Raw genomic sequence first — 16,681 nt, 5'->3', positions numbered from 1 at the left:
GCCCCATGGCGTGCCGCGGCGGTCAGGGGCGCGCGTCCGACACCGGTCGCGCGCCCCACAGCCTCGCTGGCGGGTAACGGTGCGAGGCTGACCGCCGTCGAGAGCGCAGACGATGCGTCGAAAGAATCTGGGGAGACGCGGGTGGGGGAATTCGTTGCCCTGGACATGTGATCACCTTCCTCGCGGTAAAGATTACTAGGTGAACTAGTGATTTGTCACCCTAGCGATAATTCGGCCGGACCGGCCTACTCTCGAAACATGACGGAGCTCACCCAGCCCACCGGGCACGAAGAGGCGCTGCGCGCCCTCCCCCACGACGACGGAGCCGCCCCTCGCGTCCTCGTCCTCGGCGCCACCGGCTACATCGGCGGACGCCTCACCCCACGCCTGCTCAATGCCGGCTACCGCGTGCGGGTTCTGGCCCGCGATGCCGCACGCGCGGCATCGTTCCCCTGGGGCTCGGAGTCAGAGATCGTCGAGGGCTCGGCCGACGATGCGGATGCCGTGGCCGCGGCCATGGCGGACGTCGACGTGGTCTACTACCTGATCCACTCGATGAGCGCCGGCAAGGGCTTCGAAGAGAGCGACGAGCAGGCGGCGACGACGGTGGCGGATGCCGCGGCGAAGGCCGGCGTGCGGCGGATCGTGTATCTGGGCGGCCTGCACCCCGAGGATGCGAAGCTGTCGCCGCACCTGCGCTCACGCGTGCGGGTCGGTGAGATCTTCCTCGAGTCCGGTGTGCCGACGCTGGTGCTGCAGGCCGGTGTCGTGATCGGCTCGGGATCCGCGTCGTTCGAGATGATCCGGCACCTCACCGACGTGCTGCCGTACATGCCGGCACCGAAGTGGGTGCGCAACCGCATCCAGCCCATCGCCGTGCGCGACGTGCTGCACTATCTGCTCGGCGCCGCCCGCGTCGACGACGACGTGAGCACCGCGGTCGACATCGGCGGCCCCGACGTGCTGCGCTACGGCCAGATGATGAACGGCTACGCGCTCGAGGCAGGGCTGCGGCAGCGGGCGATCGCGGCGCTGCCGGTGCTGACCCCCGGTCTCGCATCGCACTGGGTGAACCTGGTCACGCCGGTGCCCCGGTCGATCGCCCGCCCCCTCGTCGCCTCGCTGCAGAACGAGTGCATCGTGAAGGACCACGCGATCGACGACCTCATCCCCCGTCCCGACGGCGGGCTGACCCCGTATCGCACGGCCGTGTCGCTCGCGCTGGGTCGCGTCGACGCCGACACGATCGAGACGAGCTGGCAGGATGCCGAGGTCTCAGGGGCGCCGAGCGACCCCCTGCCCAGCGACCCCGAGTGGGCGGGTCGCACGGTGTTCACCGACACCCGCGAGCTCAAGACTGCGGCGCCCGTCGATGGACTGTGGCGCGTGATCATCGGCATCGGCGGGTCGAACGGGTGGTACTCCTCGAAGTTCCTCTGGGCCGTGCGCGGCTGGATGGACCGGCTCGTCGGCGGCGTGGGTCTGCGCCGTGGACGTCGCAGCAAGGTCGAGGCGCGGGTCGGTGACGCGATCGACTTCTGGCGCGTCGAGGCTGTCGAGGAGCCGGGGCGCGCGACCGAGTCCTCGGCCGCGAGTGGAGGCCTGCTGCGGCTGCGGGCCGAGATGAAGGTGCCGGGCGAGGCGTGGCTCGAGCTGCGGGCGCTGCCAGAAGGAGACGGGTCGCGCTACGAGCAACGTGCCGTCTTCTTCCCTCGCGGACTCCTCGGCCGGATGTACTGGCTCGGGGTGCTGCCCTTCCACGGGTTCATCTTCGCGGGCATGGCGGCCCGGATCACCGACGCCGCCGCGGTGCCCGTCGAGCCCGTCGCCACGGACTGACCCGCTCCCCCCGCGAACCGGCGGAGTCGAGGGCGCCCGCCGCCGGGTAGGCGGGGTCGAGGGCGCCCGCCGCCGGGTAGGCGGGGTCAGTTCTGCACCGCGGACGGTAGGCGGGGTCAGTTTCGCACCGCGGACGGTAGGCGGGGTCACTTTCGCACCGGAAACAGGAGATTCGGATGCGTTTCTGACCCCGCACCGAGCCGACGCTGCGCGCGGGGGCAAACGTCGCATCCGGAACGGCGTGCGGGGCCAGTTCTGCATCCCCAATCCAGGCGGGGGCAAACCCCGCACCCCGATCCAGGCGGGGCCAGTTCCGCACCCCCGATCCAGGCGGGGTCACTTCCGCACCGGAAACAGGCGATTCGGATGCGTTTCTGACCCCGCACCGAGCCGAAGCCGCGCGCGGGGGCAAACCCCGCACCCCGAACGGCGTGCGGGGCCAGTTCCACACCCCGATCCAGGCGGGGCCAGTTCCGCACCGGAAACAGGCGATTCGGATGCGTTTCTGACCCCGCACCGAGCCGAAGCCGCGTGCGGGGTCAGTTGCGCACCCAGCGTCAGGAGGGGCGTTCGGCGAGCCCGTCCGGGTCGGCGCCGGAACCCGCACCCGCACCCGCACCCGCATCCGCACCGGCATCCCCTCCGGCGAGCGTGCCGGCATCCGGGATGATGTCGATCGCCTCGGTGGCCGTCGCGTAGACCTCCGCGAGGCTGTCGTCGACCTCGGCCTCGTCGATCCAGGCGAGGTCGTCTTCGGAGTGGTCGTACTCGACGGGCACGAGGGCGAAGTCGTCGCCGTACTCCTCGAGGCCCGCCATGACACTGTGGCGCACGGCCATGCGTGCATAGCGGTCTCGCAGGATGAGGGGATCGCGCCGCAGATCCTTCATGAACGCGACCATCATGAACGCCATGATCACCGCGAACGGCAGCGCGGCGATGATCGTCACATTCTGCAGCGATCTCAGGCCCGCGCCCTCCTCACCGGTGACGAGGAGCACCGCGGCGATGACGCCGACCAGCACGCCCCACACGACCGCGACCCACCGAGACGGTTCCGGCCGGCCCTGCTGCGACAGCGTGCCCATCACGAGCGAGGCCGAGTCGGCGCCGGTGATGAAGAAGATCGCGATCAGCAGGATGAGCACGATGCTGGTGATCAACGGGAACGGCAGGTTCTCGAGGACACCGAAGAGCACCTCCTCCGGCGGATCGACCGTGAGGTTCGCGCCGTCCATCTGCTGCTGGATCGCCGTCGTCCCGAAGATCGCGAACCACACCAGCGAGATGACCGCGGGCACGACGATGACGACCGAGACGAACTGGCGCAGCGTGCGACCGCGCGAGATCTTGGCGATGAACATCCCCACGAACGGGGACCACGAGATCCACCACGCCCAGTAGAAGATCGTCCAGCTCGACAGGAACGCCTGCGCCTCATCGCCCTGCGAGGCCGAGCGACCGATCATCTCGGGCAGGTCGCCGAGGAACTGCACGGCGACCGAGGGGATGACGTTGAGGATGAGCAGCGTCGGTCCGACGAAGAAGACGAAGAACGCGAGCAGCAGCGCGACGACCGCGTTGATGTTCGACAGTGCGCGGATGCCCTTGGAGACCCCCGACACCGCCGAGGCGATGAAGCAGGCGGTGAGCACGGCGATCGCGGCGATGAGCACGCCGTTGCCGAGCTCGCCGATGCCGCTGACGATCTCGACGCCGTGGCCGATCTGCAGGGCGCCGAGTCCGAGCGAGGCGGCGGTGCCGAAGAGGGTGACGATGATCGAGAAGATGTCGATCGTGCGTCCGAGCGGTCCCGCGGTGCGGCCCTCGCCGAGGAGCGGGGCGAAGATCGACGAGATCAGCGGGGTGCGTCCGCGGCGGAAGGCGCCGTAGGCGATCGCGCCTCCGACGAGCGCGTAGAACGCCCACGCCTGCGGGCCCCAGTGGTACAGCACCTGCGCCTGTGCGGTGTGCATCGCGTCGAGGGTGCTCGCCTCGACGGTGCCGGGCGGCGGGCTCTCGAAGAACGTCAGCGGCTCGGCCGCGCCCCAGAAGACCAGACCGATGCCCATGCCCGCGGCGAACAGCATCGAGATCCACGAGAACATCGAGAACTCGGGCTCTTCGTCGTCACGGCCGAGGGGGATCCGCCCGTACCGGCTGAAGCCGACGAACAGCATGAACACGAGGATGACGGTGGCGATCGTCGTGAAGAAGAAGCCGAAGTACTCGACCACCCACGCGAGGACCGTCGAGGTGGTGCCCGCGAGATTGTCGCCGGCGAAGACGCCCCAGGCGATGAAGGCGACGGTGAAGGCGGCCGCGGATCCGAAGACGAGCGGATCGGTGCGGTAGGTGCGTCCCGTCTCCTCCACCGACACCCCGGGGATGAGGGCGGGGTGCACGCTGGGCGGTGGAGGTACGGCGGCGATGTCGCGCACGATCTTGCGTGCGGTCTCGGCTGCTCTCACGGTGCCCGTCGTCGGCGTGCTCGCCGTCACGTGGGCTGCGGAACTCTCAGATGACTCATCGTTCGGTGTGCCCATGAGAATCGATTCTCCCATGCCCGGGCGGAGCGCACCGGCCCGCCCGGCGGCGTCAGCGCGGCGTACGACGCCCCACGCCCGCGAAGACCGCGTGCAGCAGGGGCAGCGCCGAGACGCAGATGAGCGTGATCCCGAGCGGCGGGATCGAGGGCACGAGCAGCGCTCCCCCGACCAGCATCGCCGCGAACAGCACGCCCGAGCCGATGCGGCGCGCGATGCCCTCGAGCCGGTCGAGCCGCCTCTCCAGACGCGAGGTGTCGAAGGTGACGTTACCGTCGTCGACGCGGGTGATGATCGCGTCGATCTTCTTCGGCAGGCCGTAGGTGACCGCCATGGTCTCCATCGCCTGCTGCGCCATGTCCTGCATCAGGTTGCCCGACTCGTCGCGCAGCAGACGGCCGGCGTACGGCTCGGCGGCATCCCACACGTTGAACGTGGGATCCAGGCTCGAGCACATGCCCGAGGTGAGCGAGACCGCGCGGATCAGCAGCAGCATGTTCTCGGGGAGCTGCAGGGGGAGCGAGCGCACCATGTCGCCGAACTCGTCGGCGAAGTCCGCGAACTCGCGCGGATCGACGGTGCTCAACTCCGCGAAGCCCATGCCCCCGAACCGGGCGAACAGCGCCCGGAGCGCCCGCTCGAGATCGGCGGTGTCGGCCGACGGAAGCAGCACGCCGATCTCCTGCGCGGCGGCCACGAGACCCTTGCTGTCGCGACCGGTGACCGCGATGAGCAGGGTGCGCAGGCCCGCGCGCAGGTTGTCGGGCACCTCGGCCATCATCCCGAAGTCGATGAACGTGAGGCGGAAGTTCCGGCCCGTGGTCGACGAAGGGACGGGAGTCACGAAGATGTTGCCGGGGTGAGGGTCGGCATGGACGAAGCTGTGCGTGAACACCTGGTCGAACATGACCTCGGCGAACACGTCGGCGACCTCGGAGGGATCGATGCCGGCCGCCCGCAGCGCCTCGACGTCGTTGATCTTGATCGCCGTCACGTCGGAGAGGGTGAGCACGCGACGGGTCGAACGCTCCCACACGATCTCGGGCGCACCGATGCGCGCGTCGCCGGCGAAGTTCTCGCGGAACCTTTCGGCGCTGGCCGCCTCGTGCAGGTAGTCGATCTCCTCGAGGCTCGTGACCGCGAACTCCTCGATGAGCCCCGGGGCGTCGACGCGGTCGGCGACGAGCCGCACCCGGGTGAGCCAGCGCGCGACACGGCGCAGGACCGCCAGGTCGACGGCGACGATCTCGTCGATGCCGGGGCGCTGCACCTTGACGACCACGTGCCCGAGACCGGTGTCGGCGGCGTCCTGCGCGGTCAGGCGCGCACGATGCGCCTGACCGAGGGATGCCGCAGCAACGGGCGTCTCGTCGAACCACGCGAACGCCTGGGTGAGCGGGCGCCCGAGTTCGGCCTCCGCCGCGCGTCGGATGTCGGCGAAGGGCACGGGCGGCACTTCATCCTGCAGCCCTTCGAGCTCCTTCGTGATCTCCGGCGGCAGCACGTCGAGACGCGACGACATGAACTGGCCGACCTTGATCATCAGGCCGCCGAGCTCGACCGCGAGCACGTGGAACCGCCTCGCGAAGCGCTGCATGCGCGGAGAGCGGGTGCGCTCGGCGACCGAGCGCAGTCCCACGCGGGGCAGGATGAGCTCGAACCACCAGATCTTGATGAGCTCGCGCGCCGCGAACGACAGGATGCGGCGGTACCGGGCACGATGGGCGCCCTGCGCCGCAGCATCCGTCATATGTCGTCCCTGGTTCGTGTGCGATCAGTCCTGAGCGAGGATCGAGTACAGCCTACGGCGGGCCTCGTCGAGGATCTCGACCGCCTGCTGCACCTGCTCGGTGCTGCCGCTGCGTCCGACGGCCGCCGCGGCGGCGGCCAGGTCGACGCCCGACTTCGGCAGTGCGGAGTACCGGGGGTTGTCGTGCGCGCCCTCGCCCTTGTGCTGCGGCTCCCACGGAGCACGGGTCTCGGTGTGCTCGGACGCGACCGTGCGGCCGGCCTCGGTGAGCGAGTAGGTCTTGCGACCGTTCTGCTCGTCGGCCTCGATCAGTCCCTCGTCGGCGAGCAGCTGGAGGGTGGGGTACACGGAGCCGGCGCTGGGCTTCCAGGTTCCGCCGCTGCGATCGGCGATCTCGGTGATGATCTGGTAGCCGTGCATGGGCCGCTCGGCGAGGAGCGAGAGCACCGCGGTGCGGACGTCGCCCTTGGCCATGCGGGAGCCGCCGCTGGGGCGCTGCTCGAACGACTTGCGGAGCTGGTCCATCGCGTCGAAGATCGCGGATGCGGGTCCGCCGGGGCCCGCGCCGAAGCCGGATCCGCCGAACGGGTTCGAGGGGAATGCGTTGTTCATGATGACCTCCCGGGTGTGGTGAGCGATAGTCAACGATATATCGTTAACCCTGTGCGCGGGGTGGGAATCCCCCGCCGCCTGCACGGCGTCTTCCTGTGCGCAAGGGTCGTGCGTCGTGGAGGTGGGGGTGCTTTACTACCTTCGATGTCGAATTCTGCCGCCGCCGCGCCCGCACCCGCCCCTCTCCGCGTGAGCGTGGTCGTTCCCGTCTTCAAGCCGGGCGCATCGTTCGACGACCTGATCGCCTCGCTCGACCGGCAGACTCTCGACCATTCCCGGTTCGAGGTGCTGCTGTGCGACGACGGTTCGGGCGAGGAGACCGCCGCGCGGCTGGTCGAGATCGCGCGTGACCGCCCGTACATCCGCGTGGCCTACCTCGCCCCCTCCGGGTGGCCGGGAACTCCGCGCAACCACGGTATCGACGATGCGCGCGGCACCTACATCCAGTTCGTCGATCAGGACGACTGGCTGTACGACGGCGCGCTCGAGGCGCTGTGCGACTACGCCGATCTGCACGGGTCCGACGTGATCCTCGGCAAGGAGATGGGCATCGGCCGCCGACTGCCCGCACGCATCTTCCGCAAGGACATCCCGAACGCCCGCCTCGGCGACGACCCGCTGCTCGAGATGCTCACCCCGCACAAGATGTTCCGCACGGCGTTCCTGCGCGAGAAGGGCATCCGCTTCCCCGACGGCAAGGTGCGGCTCGAAGACCACCTGTTCGTCATGCGCGCGTACTTCGAGGCGTCGAAGATCTCGATCCTCGCGAGCCGGCCGTGCTACGCCTGGGTGAAGCATCCGGGCAGCGCGAGCGCAGCGCGGATCGACCCCGAGTCGTACTACCCGCACCTCGAGGCCGTGCTCGATCTGGTCGAGCGGTACACCGAGCCCGGCCGCCTTCGCGATCGCCTGCTGCGGCACTGGTTCCGCGGCAAGGTCCTGAAGCGACTCACCGGCAGGCAGATGGTCCGCTACCCCGACGATTATCGTGAACGCCTGCTCGACGTGGTCGCTCCCCTCGCCGAACGGCGATTCGGGCCGGGCGTCGACGGAGGCCTGTCGTTCCCGAACCGGATCCGCGCCGCTCTGCTGCGCGCCGACCGCCGGGCGGATCTGCTGACCTACGCCCGCTTCGAGGACGACCTGGAGTGTCGCGCCGTCGTCACCTCGGCGCGGTGGTCTCGCGGGGGCGGACTCCACCTGACGCTCGCGGTGTCGATCACGCACGAGGGACGGGACGCGCTGGTGTTCGAGCCGGGCACCGGGGTGCTGACGTCGCTGCCCGTGGCGGTGGACGGGCTGCCGACCGCGCTGCTCGAGGCGAAGAAGGAGCTGCAGAACGATCGGGTCGGACTGGTGCTGCGCGAACCCGCGGCGGGTGTCGAACGACACATCTCGGGCACGCATCCGCGCAAGCTCGACGCCGTGAAGGTCGCACTCGACCCGCTCAAGGTGTTCGACCGGGACGACCGATCGACCGGTGCGCCGTTGTTCGTGGCGGTGCGTCGAGCCGGCTGGACCTTCGACGTGCCCCTGACTGCGGATGCCGCGACGCTCGCCGCGGCCGGACGCTCGCCGCTGCTCGCCGGGCGCACCTGCACCCCGGTGGTCGGACGCGACGGCGGCGTGGAGTTGCGCCGCCAATGGCCGGGCGGTCGCCTCAAGGATCTCGCCGGCCGCACGGCCCGTCGCCTGCGGAGCGGATCGCCGAAGAAGTAGCGCGCGCTGCGTGCGGATCGGGATCGCGCTGCCTGCGGATCGGGATCGGCATCGGCGGGCGCTCACGGGGCGAGCGTGAGCACCTCGGCGCCGGCATCCGTGATCGCGATCGTGTGCTCGGTGTGGGCGGTGCGGCAGCCCGTCGCGCTGCGCAGGGTCCATCCGTCGGCGTCGGTCACCAGCACATCGGTATCGGCCATGACCCACGGCTCGATCGCGAGCAGCAGGCCGGGGCGCAGACGGTAGCCGCGACCGGCACGGCCGTCGTTGGCGATGTGCGGATCCTGGTGCATGGTCGATCCGATACCGTGGCCGCCGAACTCGAGGTTGATCGGATACCCGGCCGCGCTGAGCACCGCGCCGATCGCCTGCGAGAGGTCGCCGATGCGGGCGCCGGGGCGGGCCACGGCTATGGCGGCGGCGAGCGCGCGTTCGGTCGCGTCGATCATCGCCAGGTCCGCGGATGCCGCCGTGGTTCCCACCACGAAGCTGATCGCGGCATCGGCCGAGATCCCGCGCAGGGTCACGGCGAGATCGAGGGTGAGAAGGTCTCCGTCTCGTAGGGCGTAGTCGTGCGGCATCCCGTGCAGCACCGCGTCGTTCACGGCGGTGCAGAGGTGATGGCCGAAGGGCCCACGGCCGAACGAGGGGGCATAGTCGACGTAGCAGGACGTCGCCCCGGCATCCTCGATCATGCGCTTCGTCCACCGGTCGAGCTCGAGCAGGTTCACCCCCACGCGCGCCCGCACCTTCAGCGTCTGCAGGATGCGGCCGACCAGCGCGCCGGCATCCCGCGCGCGGTCCAGCTGGTCGCTGTCGAGGATCTCGATCATGGTGCTCTCCGATTCATGCGAATCCAATAACTATCCCGGTAATACTATCCCGGTATTAGAATCGGCACATGATGGTTCGGATGCCCCTCACTCCCGCCGAGGTCGAGCGCGGCGAGCGCTTGGGAGCCCTGCTGCGTCGCGCGCGCGGCGAGCGCTCGATGCTGAGCGTCGCCCTCGACGCCGGCGTGTCTCCCGAGACGCTGCGCAAGATCGAGTCGGGACGCGTGGCCACCCCGGCGTTCTCGACGATCGCGGCGATCGCGGGTGTGCTGCACCTGTCGCTCGACGCGGTGTGGGCCGAGGTGGAGCCCGCCGCGCCTGCCACCGTGCATGCCCCCGGTCACGCGCAGATCGCGTCCTGAGATGGCGAATGCGCTGATCACCGGCGGCTCCCGCGGTATCGGCCGGGCGATCGCGCAGGTGTTCGCGCGCCGCGGCGACCGTGTCGTGGTGCACTACGGACGCGATCGCGCCTCCGCGGAAGAGACCCTGACGTCGCTCGAGGGCTCGGGTCACGCCATCGTCGGTGGAGATCTCGGCACCCCGGCCGAGGCGCAGCGGGTGGTGATGGAGGCGATCGCCGCACTCGGCTCGCTCGACATCGTCGTGAACAACGCGGCCGTGGCCCCGAGTGCCGCGAACACGCACCGCGCCGACGCCGTGCCGTACGCGCAGTGGCAGCAGGCCTGGTCGGAGATGGTGGCCGTGAACCTGCTGGGCGCCTCGAACGTCACGCTGCTCGTGGCCCAGCACCTGATCGAACGCGGGAGCGGCGGATCGATCGTCAATGTCGGTTCGCGCGGCGCGTTCCGCGGCGAGGCCGACCACCCCGCATACGCCGCGACCAAGGCGGGGCTGCAGGCTTTCGGCCAGTCGATGGCGCTCACGCTCGCACCGCACGGCATCTCGGTGACCTCGGTCGCCCCGGGCATGGTCGCGACCGAGCGCCAGTCGGCCACGCTCACGGGGCCGGAGGGCGACGGCATCCGCGGTCAGAGTCCGTTCGGGCGCGTCGGCACGCCCGAGGAGATCGCGGATGCGGTCGCCTATCTCACCTCGCCCACCGCGGCATGGGCCTCGGGCACCGTACTCGACCTCAACGGGGCATCGTACTTCCGCTGAGCGCATCCGCACCACGCCGACACAGCAGGCCCGCACCGCTCTCCACAGCAGGCCCGCACCGCTCTCCACAGCACGCCCGCACCGCTCTCCACAGCACGCGCCGACACCACACGGCAACGGCGCGCCCGCGCGTCGCTCATGCCGCCACATCGAATCGCGCGCGGCCCCCGAGCCGAGGTCTGCACTCCGGGTCGACGTATCCGGGCGGAATGAACCACACCGTGCCCGCGACCCCTTTTCCGTCGATTCGGATCTCCCACCCGTTGTCGTGAATCCGATGGTGGCACGTCTCGCAGAGCAATACTCCGTTCGACAGATCGGTCGGACCGTGATCCCTGCTCCACCATCGGAGGTGATGCGCTTTTGTCATCTGCGGAGGAAGCCCGCACATCGCGCACCCTCCATCTCTCTCGACCAGTGCGAGGCGTTGCGCCCGAGTGAAGAGCCGCTTCTCTCGTCCCCAGTCCAGGATCTCGCTGCCACCGCCGAGCACACAGGGGATCACGCCACCGCTCGCAGCCATCCTCCTCGCCGCGCAGACGCCGATCTTCTGGTCGAAACCGTCGATGGTGGCGCAGCCCGTGCCGGCCTGCAGATCGTCGAGGGCGATGCGCACGACCACCGTGGCCCCGGCGAGAGGCATACTCTGCCCCTCGCATCCGAGAACGTGCGCACAGAACAGTGCGAGTGCGTCGACCTGGAGCATCGGCACCGTGCGGCGGTCGGCATCGGGTGCATCCGCGTCGGGAGCATCCCTGCGCGCTGCGAAAGCCGCGGTGACGTACCCGCGGATCGCGGCGACGATCGGCGCGGCGGTCTCGACGTCGATCCGCGCATCAAGATGCAGCATCCCGTCTCGCTCGAACATGGTCAGTGACCGACGACGTCGCATCTCCTCACCCTTCGGCTCCAGTCCGTCGGGGTCCAGCCATGCCTCGGCGCGAGTGACGAGCCGGCGGACATCGTCGAGGGAGAGTCCTGCGGCCTTGTCGGCCAGGATCCGCTCAGCCTCCGCGATGCGGTCGATTCCTGCCGCGATCCGGCAGCGCTCCAGAAGTGCGACGATCAGCCCGGCGGCCTGCACTCCGAGCCGACCGGCCGCGAGCGCCTCGCCGAGGGCGGGGTATCGAGCCGGCAGCCGAGAACCCCGCAGATCGGTGCGTGGGGCGGTCGCCTCGCCGACGGCGACGAGGCGCGTCGCTTCGACCCGGGACACTCCCGTCGTCGCCGCGATCATCGTCTCCGCGGAACGGAAACCCTGCTGCTTCGCGAGGCCGCCGGCGCCCAGCTCGCTGCGCGACTCCTGAGAGATGACTGCAGCGACGTCCGCATGGACGGCGTCGAGAAGCCGCCTCAGCTCACCCGTCGCGGAATGCACCGCGATCAGACGGTCGCGGGGCAGGCCCGCGGCATCGTCTGCGTCAGCCCACAATCCATCGAGGCGGGACATCGCCTCGTGGAGAGCGGACAACTTCGACATGCCTCGATTTTACCGCGCCAGATGCCTAGTTTCGAAGTTATGTTCTAGTGAATTCCGAGGTGCCAGCATGCGGGTTGCGCCCACGCACGCCGACATACCGCCAAGCAGCACGCACACGCCACACGCCACACGCCGCACGCCGCACGCCGCACGCCGCACGCCGCACGCCGCACGCCGCACGCCGACGATGCCACTCCGAGTCAACTCAGAGCAACGCCGCTACGCGGCTACACCTGCCCACGCAGGGCCACACCGCCACACCGCTCACGCCTCACAGCTCACAGCTCACAGCTCACAGCTCACAGCCCACAGCCCCCGCCACACAGCCACAGCCACAGCCACAGCTCACAGCTCACAGCTCACAGCTCACAGCTCACAGCCCACAGCCCACAGCCCACAGCCCACAGCCCACAGCCCACAGCCCACAGCCCACAGCCCACAGCCCCCAGCCCCATACCCATGCGCCACCCCCGGACCGGACCACCCCCGGCCGAGCTACCCCCGCAGCACCGATTCCAACAGTCCGGGGAACAGTGCATCCAGGTCATCGCGCCGCAGTGTCAGCATCCGCCGCCGACCATGCGGCTCGTTGCGAATAATGCCCGCCTCGCGCAGGACCTTCATGAAATGCGACTTGGTCGACTTGGGGAGATTCGGATCGGTGGCGTGGCAGGCGGCCATGTCGAGCGGTCCGTCGGCGAGCTGCCGGGTGATGGCCAGGCGCTCGGGGTCGCTGAGGGCGAAGAGTACGTCGGTGAGCTGGATCTCGGAGCGGTCCGGATGCGGGAGGTCGCCTGGCATGGTTCGAGAATAGTTGAACAATCGAGCGATGGCGAGTACGCTCCGATAGTTCGATGATTCTCGAACTCAATGATGTCGAGCACCAGACCCGATCCCACCGCGCGGAGCACCCATGACCACCACGTCACCGATCACCACGTCACCGATCACCACGACGACGAGCGCGGAGATCCGACGCCCCCGCTTCGGCTTCGTCCTGGCGATCGTGACCCAGGTCGCGATGATGATGGGGGCGAGCGCACCGTCGCCGTTCTATCCGGTGCTCGCGTCCGAGATCGGGTTCGACGCGATCGTCATCAGCGCCGTCTTCGCCGTGTACGCGATCGCTCTGCTGCTCGCGCTGCTGTCGGCGGGGTCGCTGTCGGACCACGTCGGGCGCCGCCCCGTCGCGATCGGCGGTCTGCTGCTGCTCGCCGTCAGCATGATCCTGTTCTGGCACGCCGATACGGTCGCCACACTCATGCTGGCCCGCATCCTCCAGGGCGCCGCCAGCGGCGTGCTCATCGCCGCTCTCTCGGCCGCTGCCCTGGACCTCGCCCCGGGCGGACGCTCTCGGGTCGCCGCCCTCTGGAATGCCCTCAGCCCCGGCATCGGAATCGCGCTCGGCGCGCTTCTCGCCGGCGTCGCCCTCGACGTGACCGGGCAGCCGCTGCTCGACGTGTTCGCCCCGTTGACCGTGGTGTACCTCGTGCTCGCGGCGCTGTTCGTCCTCGCCCCCGAGACCGCACCGCTGCGGCCCGGAGCATGGGGATCGCTGAGCTTCCGACTGTCGGTGCCTGCCGGCATCCGCGCCGACTTCTGGCGCGGGGCCCCCGCGGTCATCGCGGGGTGGGCGACGGGCGGACTCTTCCTCTCTCTCGGCGCGAACATCGTGCGCACCGAGCTCGGCGGAGAGGCGCACGTGTGGCAGGGTCTCGCCGTCGCGATGCTCGCCGGAGTCGGCGCGATCACCGCGTTCGTGCTGCGCACCCGCACTCCGCGCACCTCGGTCGTCTTCGGCACGGCGGCTCTGGCGACCGGCACCGCTCTGTCGCTCGTGGCGTTGAGCGTCGCGTCCCTGCCGTTCTACCTCGCCGCCACCGCGATCACCGGCATGGGCTTCGGCACCGCGTTCTCGGGGGTCGTCGCCTCGCTGGCTCCCCGCATCCCCGCGACCGATCGCGCCGACACGTTCGCCGTGATCTACGTGCTGGCGTACCTCGCCTTCGGCGTGCCCGCGGTCATCGCCGGCATGCTGGTCGGACTGTTCGGACTCGGCGTCGTGTGCGTCGGCTACGGGGTCGTCGTGATCGCACTCGCGGTCATCGCCCTGGTGCTGCGGCTGCGCCGTCGGGAGTAGTCCCCGCGCGGCTCCGGCACAGGCCACCTCACCACGGGCCACCTCACCGCAGGGCGAGCATCTCCTGCAGCCGCGCAGCCTCGGCTGCCGGCATGGCGTACTCGTGCGCGGATGCCGGATACGCCCCCGACCGCACCTCGTCGGCGTACGCCCGAACTCCCGCGACCGAGACACCGCGGACGTCGGCGTAGCGCTTGACGAACTTGGCGGCCCCGCCGGCGTGGATGCCGAGCAGGTCGTGGAAGACGAGCACCTGGCCGTCGGCGTCGGGCCCCGCTCCGATGCCGATCAGGGGAACGTGCAGAAGGGGCGCGAGCGCCGCGGTGACCGCCGACGGGACCGCTTCGATCACGAGCAGCGAGACCCCGGCGTCCTGCAGGGCGAGCGCATCGTCGATGACGGCGAGCGCGGCGTCGGCGGTGCGCCCCTGCGCGCGGTACCCACCGAGCGACGTCGCGGTCTGCGGGGTGAGCCCGACATGCCCCACGACGGGGATGCCGGCGTTCACGAGCGCCCGCGCCCGGTCGACCGTCGTGCCTCCGCGTTCGATCTTGATCAGGTCGGCCCCGGCCTCCTTGAGGAAACGCTGCGCGGTCGCGAGGGCGAGCTCGTCGGATGCCTCGTACGACCCGAAGGGCAGATCGCCGACGAGCAGCGGCGCCTCGAGCCCGCGACGCACGGCCTTGGTGAGCATCAGCATCTCGTCGACGGTGACGGGCACGGTGCTGTCGTAGCCGAGCACGGTCATGGCCGCAGAGTCGCCGACGAGCACCAGGTCGACCCCCGCCTCCTCGACGATCTGCGCGCTCGGGAAGTCGTAGGCCGTGACCATGACGAGCGGATCACCGGTATCTCTCTTCGTCCGCAGATCGTTCAGGGTCAGACGGGTGCGCGGGGCGGGGTGCGCGCTCATGGTGCGGTGCCTTTCAGCAGGTGGTTGTCGATGAGACGGGCGGCCCCGACGCGGGCGGCGACGAGCAGCAGCGCATCGCGGTCAGCTCGGGCGACGGGCTGCAGTGTCTCTGCATCCCGCAGTTCCAGGTATTCGACATCGATGCCCGCCTCAGCGAGCACGGCTGTCGCAGCGGGGAGGATGCCGTCGCGCTCCCCCGCCCGATGCGCGGCGTCGGCGGCGGCGAGCGCCCGGTTGAGGGCGGATGCCCGGACGCGGGCATCCGCATCGAGGTACACGTTGCGCGAACTCATCGCGAGTCCATCCGCTTCGCGGACGATCGGACGAGCGTCGATGCGCACGTCGAGATCGAGGTCGCGCACGAGCCGGCGCACGACGAGCACCTGCTGTGCATCCTTCTGCCCGAAGTAGGCGACATCGGGCCGCACGATGCCGAACAGCTTGGCGACGACCGTGGCGACGCCGTCGAAGTGGTGGGGTCCGCGGCTCGCACCGTCGAGGACCTCGGTGATGCCCGCGACATGGATGTTCGTCGCGAAGCCGTCGGGATAGATCTCGCTCGGAGTGGGCGCGAAGAGGATGTCGACGCCCTCCGCCTCGGCGAGGGCGGCGTCGCGGGTCTCGTCGCGCGGGTAGGTGCTGAGGTCCTCGTTCGCCGCGAACTGGGCGGGGTTGACGAACAGCGACACGACCACGAGGCCGTTCTGCTCTCGAGCCGCGCGCATCAGCGAGAGGTGGCCCTCGTGGAAGGCGCCCATCGTCGGGACGAGGCCGACGGTCTCTTCGGCCTCCTTGGCCTCGCGAACCGCGGCGCGGACCTCGGCGACCGTGCGGAGGATTCTCATGCGTGCGCCTCGTTCTCCGTCGCGGATCCGGGCGCTGCCACCGCGGATCCGGGCGCGGCCACCGCGGATCGGGGCACGGCCACGGCGGATCCGGGCGCGGCCACCACCGATCCGGGCGCGGTGCGAGCGATCGCGCGCGTCGATGCGGCGAGCGCATCGAAGAGCGGGGCGAGGTGAGCGGATGCCGCGCGCTGCCGCGCCACCGTCTCTTCGTCGCCGCGCGCGATGGGACCGGTCAGCGCGGCGGCGGCCCCGGAGACCGTCCAGTTGTCGACGGTCTGCCGCACGAGCGGGGCGAGGTGGGCACGGTCGACCCCGGCGGTCGCGGCGAGCTCCTCCGCCGCGTCGAGCACGGTGAGCACGAAGTTCGAGGCGAACGACGCGGCAGCGTGATAGCTCGCGCGGTGCGCATCGTCGACGCGGAAGGGGACCAGGCCGAGGGTCGTCGCAAGCCGCGCGGCACGCGCCCGATCGTCGGCGGTGCGGCCGTCGATCGCGGCCCCCACTCCACGGAACACCGTGGGCGATTCCGCGCCGGTCAAAGTCTGCAGCGGGTGGATGCTGAGGTCGACGTCATCCAGTCCGGTCGCGCCCGACACATGGGCGATGAGCGCCGCACTCGCCCGGGCGGACTCCGCCGCTGCGGGGATCGCGGCATCCGGCACGCAGAGGATCGCGAGATCGACCGGCGGGATGGGCTCTCCTCGACGCAGTGGCCCGACGATCTCCACCCCCGCCGCGTGGAGGGCCCGAGCGAGGACACCACCGAGCCGCCCGGCGCCGACGATGGCGATGGTCGTTTCAGAGGGGAGAGCAGGGGTGCTGTGCATGTCGATTCCTCGGCCGAGACGATCGGCGCGAATGGGATGAGTATCCGCCCGA

14 protein-coding genes are annotated in these 16,681 nt (G+C 70.1%); 5 read left to right on the top strand and 9 right to left on the bottom strand.

The genetic code is table 11. The features are described from left to right. Positions 1 to 258 precede the first annotated feature (258 nt). Positions 259 to 1,839 (top strand): SDR family oxidoreductase, encoded by a 1,581-nt coding sequence (locus tag ABTZ43_RS06975; protein ID WP_350538306.1) that lies wholly within the window; start codon positions 259 to 261, stop codon positions 1,837 to 1,839. Positions 1,840 to 2,396: 557 nt separating this feature from the next. Here the strand turns inward: ABTZ43_RS06975 and ABTZ43_RS06970 are convergent. From ABTZ43_RS06970 to ABTZ43_RS06960, 3 genes are read right to left on the bottom strand one after another with little or no spacing between them, the layout of a single operon-like run. Continuing rightward, positions 2,397 to 4,385: a BCCT family transporter gene (locus tag ABTZ43_RS06970; protein ID WP_502885340.1), complete on the bottom strand. Its 1,989-nt coding sequence runs from the start codon at positions 4,383 to 4,385 to the stop codon at positions 2,397 to 2,399. A 52-nt stretch (positions 4,386 to 4,437) separates the two neighbouring features. Beyond that, a complete protein-coding gene (locus tag ABTZ43_RS06965) occupies positions 4,438 to 6,135 on the bottom strand; it encodes an ABC1 kinase family protein (protein ID WP_350538304.1) in 1,698 nt (565 codons plus the stop codon). Positions 6,136 to 6,159: 24 nt separating this feature from the next. Continuing rightward, entirely contained in the window at positions 6,160 to 6,747 is a 588-nt protein-coding gene (locus ABTZ43_RS06960) for a PadR family transcriptional regulator (RefSeq protein WP_350538302.1), read from the bottom strand. Between the two features lie 144 nt (positions 6,748 to 6,891). On the opposite strand from ABTZ43_RS06960, the gene ABTZ43_RS06955 reads away from it, so the two are divergent. Next, positions 6,892 to 8,466 (top strand): glycosyltransferase family 2 protein, encoded by a 1,575-nt coding sequence (locus ABTZ43_RS06955; RefSeq protein WP_350538301.1) that lies wholly within the window; start codon positions 6,892 to 6,894, stop codon positions 8,464 to 8,466. 62 nt (positions 8,467 to 8,528) lie between these two features. Here the strand turns inward: ABTZ43_RS06955 and map are convergent, their stop codons facing one another. Then, positions 8,529 to 9,299, bottom strand: a complete 771-nt coding sequence (map, locus tag ABTZ43_RS06950; protein WP_350538300.1) for a type I methionyl aminopeptidase — start codon at positions 9,297 to 9,299, stop codon at positions 8,529 to 8,531. Between the two features lie 71 nt (positions 9,300 to 9,370). Here map and ABTZ43_RS06945 point away from each other — a divergent pair, with 71 nt between their 5' ends. Both ABTZ43_RS06945 and ABTZ43_RS06940 read left to right on the top strand, forming a co-directional pair. Further along, positions 9,371 to 9,661, top strand: coding sequence for a helix-turn-helix domain-containing protein (locus ABTZ43_RS06945; protein WP_056419046.1), 291 nt, complete (start codon positions 9,371 to 9,373; stop codon positions 9,659 to 9,661). A gap of 1 nt (position 9,662) precedes the next feature. Beyond that, positions 9,663 to 10,421, top strand: coding sequence for an SDR family NAD(P)-dependent oxidoreductase (locus ABTZ43_RS06940; RefSeq protein ID WP_350538299.1), 759 nt, complete (start codon positions 9,663 to 9,665; stop codon positions 10,419 to 10,421). Between the two features lie 136 nt (positions 10,422 to 10,557). Here the strand turns inward: ABTZ43_RS06940 and ABTZ43_RS06935 are convergent, their stop codons facing one another. Both ABTZ43_RS06935 and ABTZ43_RS06930 read right to left on the bottom strand, forming a co-directional pair. Continuing rightward, the gene (locus ABTZ43_RS06935) at positions 10,558 to 11,901 is read right to left on the bottom strand and encodes a DUF222 domain-containing protein (protein WP_350538298.1); all 1,344 of its coding nucleotides are present in this window, start codon (positions 11,899 to 11,901) and stop codon (positions 10,558 to 10,560) included. Between the two features lie 495 nt (positions 11,902 to 12,396). Further along, complete coding sequence (locus ABTZ43_RS06930) at positions 12,397 to 12,702, bottom strand: ArsR/SmtB family transcription factor (RefSeq protein ID WP_056413906.1); 306 nt, start codon at positions 12,700 to 12,702, stop codon at positions 12,397 to 12,399. A gap of 112 nt (positions 12,703 to 12,814) precedes the next feature. Between ABTZ43_RS06930 and ABTZ43_RS06925 the strand changes: the two genes are divergently transcribed. After that, positions 12,815 to 14,041, top strand: coding sequence for an MFS transporter (locus tag ABTZ43_RS06925; protein ID WP_350538297.1), 1,227 nt, complete (start codon positions 12,815 to 12,817; stop codon positions 14,039 to 14,041). Between the two features lie 43 nt (positions 14,042 to 14,084). Here the strand turns inward: ABTZ43_RS06925 and panB are convergent, their stop codons facing one another. From panB to ABTZ43_RS06910, 3 genes are read right to left on the bottom strand one after another with little or no spacing between them, the layout of a single operon-like run. Continuing rightward, a complete protein-coding gene (gene panB, locus ABTZ43_RS06920; RefSeq protein ID WP_350538296.1) occupies positions 14,085 to 14,954 on the bottom strand; it encodes a 3-methyl-2-oxobutanoate hydroxymethyltransferase in 870 nt (289 codons plus the stop codon). Further along, positions 14,951 to 15,799 (bottom strand): pantoate--beta-alanine ligase, encoded by an 849-nt coding sequence (panC, locus tag ABTZ43_RS06915; RefSeq protein ID WP_350538295.1) that lies wholly within the window; start codon positions 15,797 to 15,799, stop codon positions 14,951 to 14,953. The genes panB and panC overlap by 4 nt, the downstream gene beginning before the upstream one ends. Beyond that, positions 15,796 to 16,629, bottom strand: coding sequence for a DUF2520 domain-containing protein (locus ABTZ43_RS06910; protein ID WP_350538294.1), 834 nt, complete (start codon positions 16,627 to 16,629; stop codon positions 15,796 to 15,798). The genes panC and ABTZ43_RS06910 overlap by 4 nt, the downstream gene beginning before the upstream one ends. Positions 16,630 to 16,681: the final 52 nt, after the last annotated feature.

The sequence above is a fragment of the Microbacterium sp. NPDC097977 genome (genome assembly GCF_040302605.1).
In the GTDB taxonomy this organism is placed as follows: domain Bacteria; phylum Actinomycetota; class Actinomycetes; order Actinomycetales; family Microbacteriaceae; genus Microbacterium.
Note: the sequence above shows the minus strand (reverse complement) of the source record. Positions and strands in the feature narration are given on the sequence as shown.

Coding starts and splice junctions, on each gene's coding strand:
- ABTZ43_RS06975 (WP_350538306.1), top strand. CDS start 259: ATGACGGAGCTCACCCAGCCCACCGGGCACGAAGAGGCGCTGCGCGCC.
- ABTZ43_RS06970 (WP_502885340.1), bottom strand. CDS start 4,385: ATGGGCACACCGAACGATGAGTCATCTGAGAGTTCCGCAGCCCACGTG.
- ABTZ43_RS06965 (WP_350538304.1), bottom strand. CDS start 6,135: ATGACGGATGCTGCGGCGCAGGGCGCCCATCGTGCCCGGTACCGCCGC.
- ABTZ43_RS06960 (WP_350538302.1), bottom strand. CDS start 6,747: ATGAACAACGCATTCCCCTCGAACCCGTTCGGCGGATCCGGCTTCGGC.
- ABTZ43_RS06955 (WP_350538301.1), top strand. CDS start 6,892: ATGTCGAATTCTGCCGCCGCCGCGCCCGCACCCGCCCCTCTCCGCGTG.
- map (WP_350538300.1), bottom strand. CDS start 9,299: ATGATCGAGATCCTCGACAGCGACCAGCTGGACCGCGCGCGGGATGCC.
- ABTZ43_RS06945 (WP_056419046.1), top strand. CDS start 9,371: ATGGTTCGGATGCCCCTCACTCCCGCCGAGGTCGAGCGCGGCGAGCGC.
- ABTZ43_RS06940 (WP_350538299.1), top strand. CDS start 9,663: ATGGCGAATGCGCTGATCACCGGCGGCTCCCGCGGTATCGGCCGGGCG.
- ABTZ43_RS06935 (WP_350538298.1), bottom strand. CDS start 11,901: ATGTCGAAGTTGTCCGCTCTCCACGAGGCGATGTCCCGCCTCGATGGA.
- ABTZ43_RS06930 (WP_056413906.1), bottom strand. CDS start 12,702: ATGCCAGGCGACCTCCCGCATCCGGACCGCTCCGAGATCCAGCTCACC.
- ABTZ43_RS06925 (WP_350538297.1), top strand. CDS start 12,815: ATGACCACCACGTCACCGATCACCACGTCACCGATCACCACGACGACG.
- panB (WP_350538296.1), bottom strand. CDS start 14,954: ATGAGCGCGCACCCCGCCCCGCGCACCCGTCTGACCCTGAACGATCTG.
- panC (WP_350538295.1), bottom strand. CDS start 15,799: ATGAGAATCCTCCGCACGGTCGCCGAGGTCCGCGCCGCGGTTCGCGAG.
- ABTZ43_RS06910 (WP_350538294.1), bottom strand. CDS start 16,629: ATGCACAGCACCCCTGCTCTCCCCTCTGAAACGACCATCGCCATCGTC.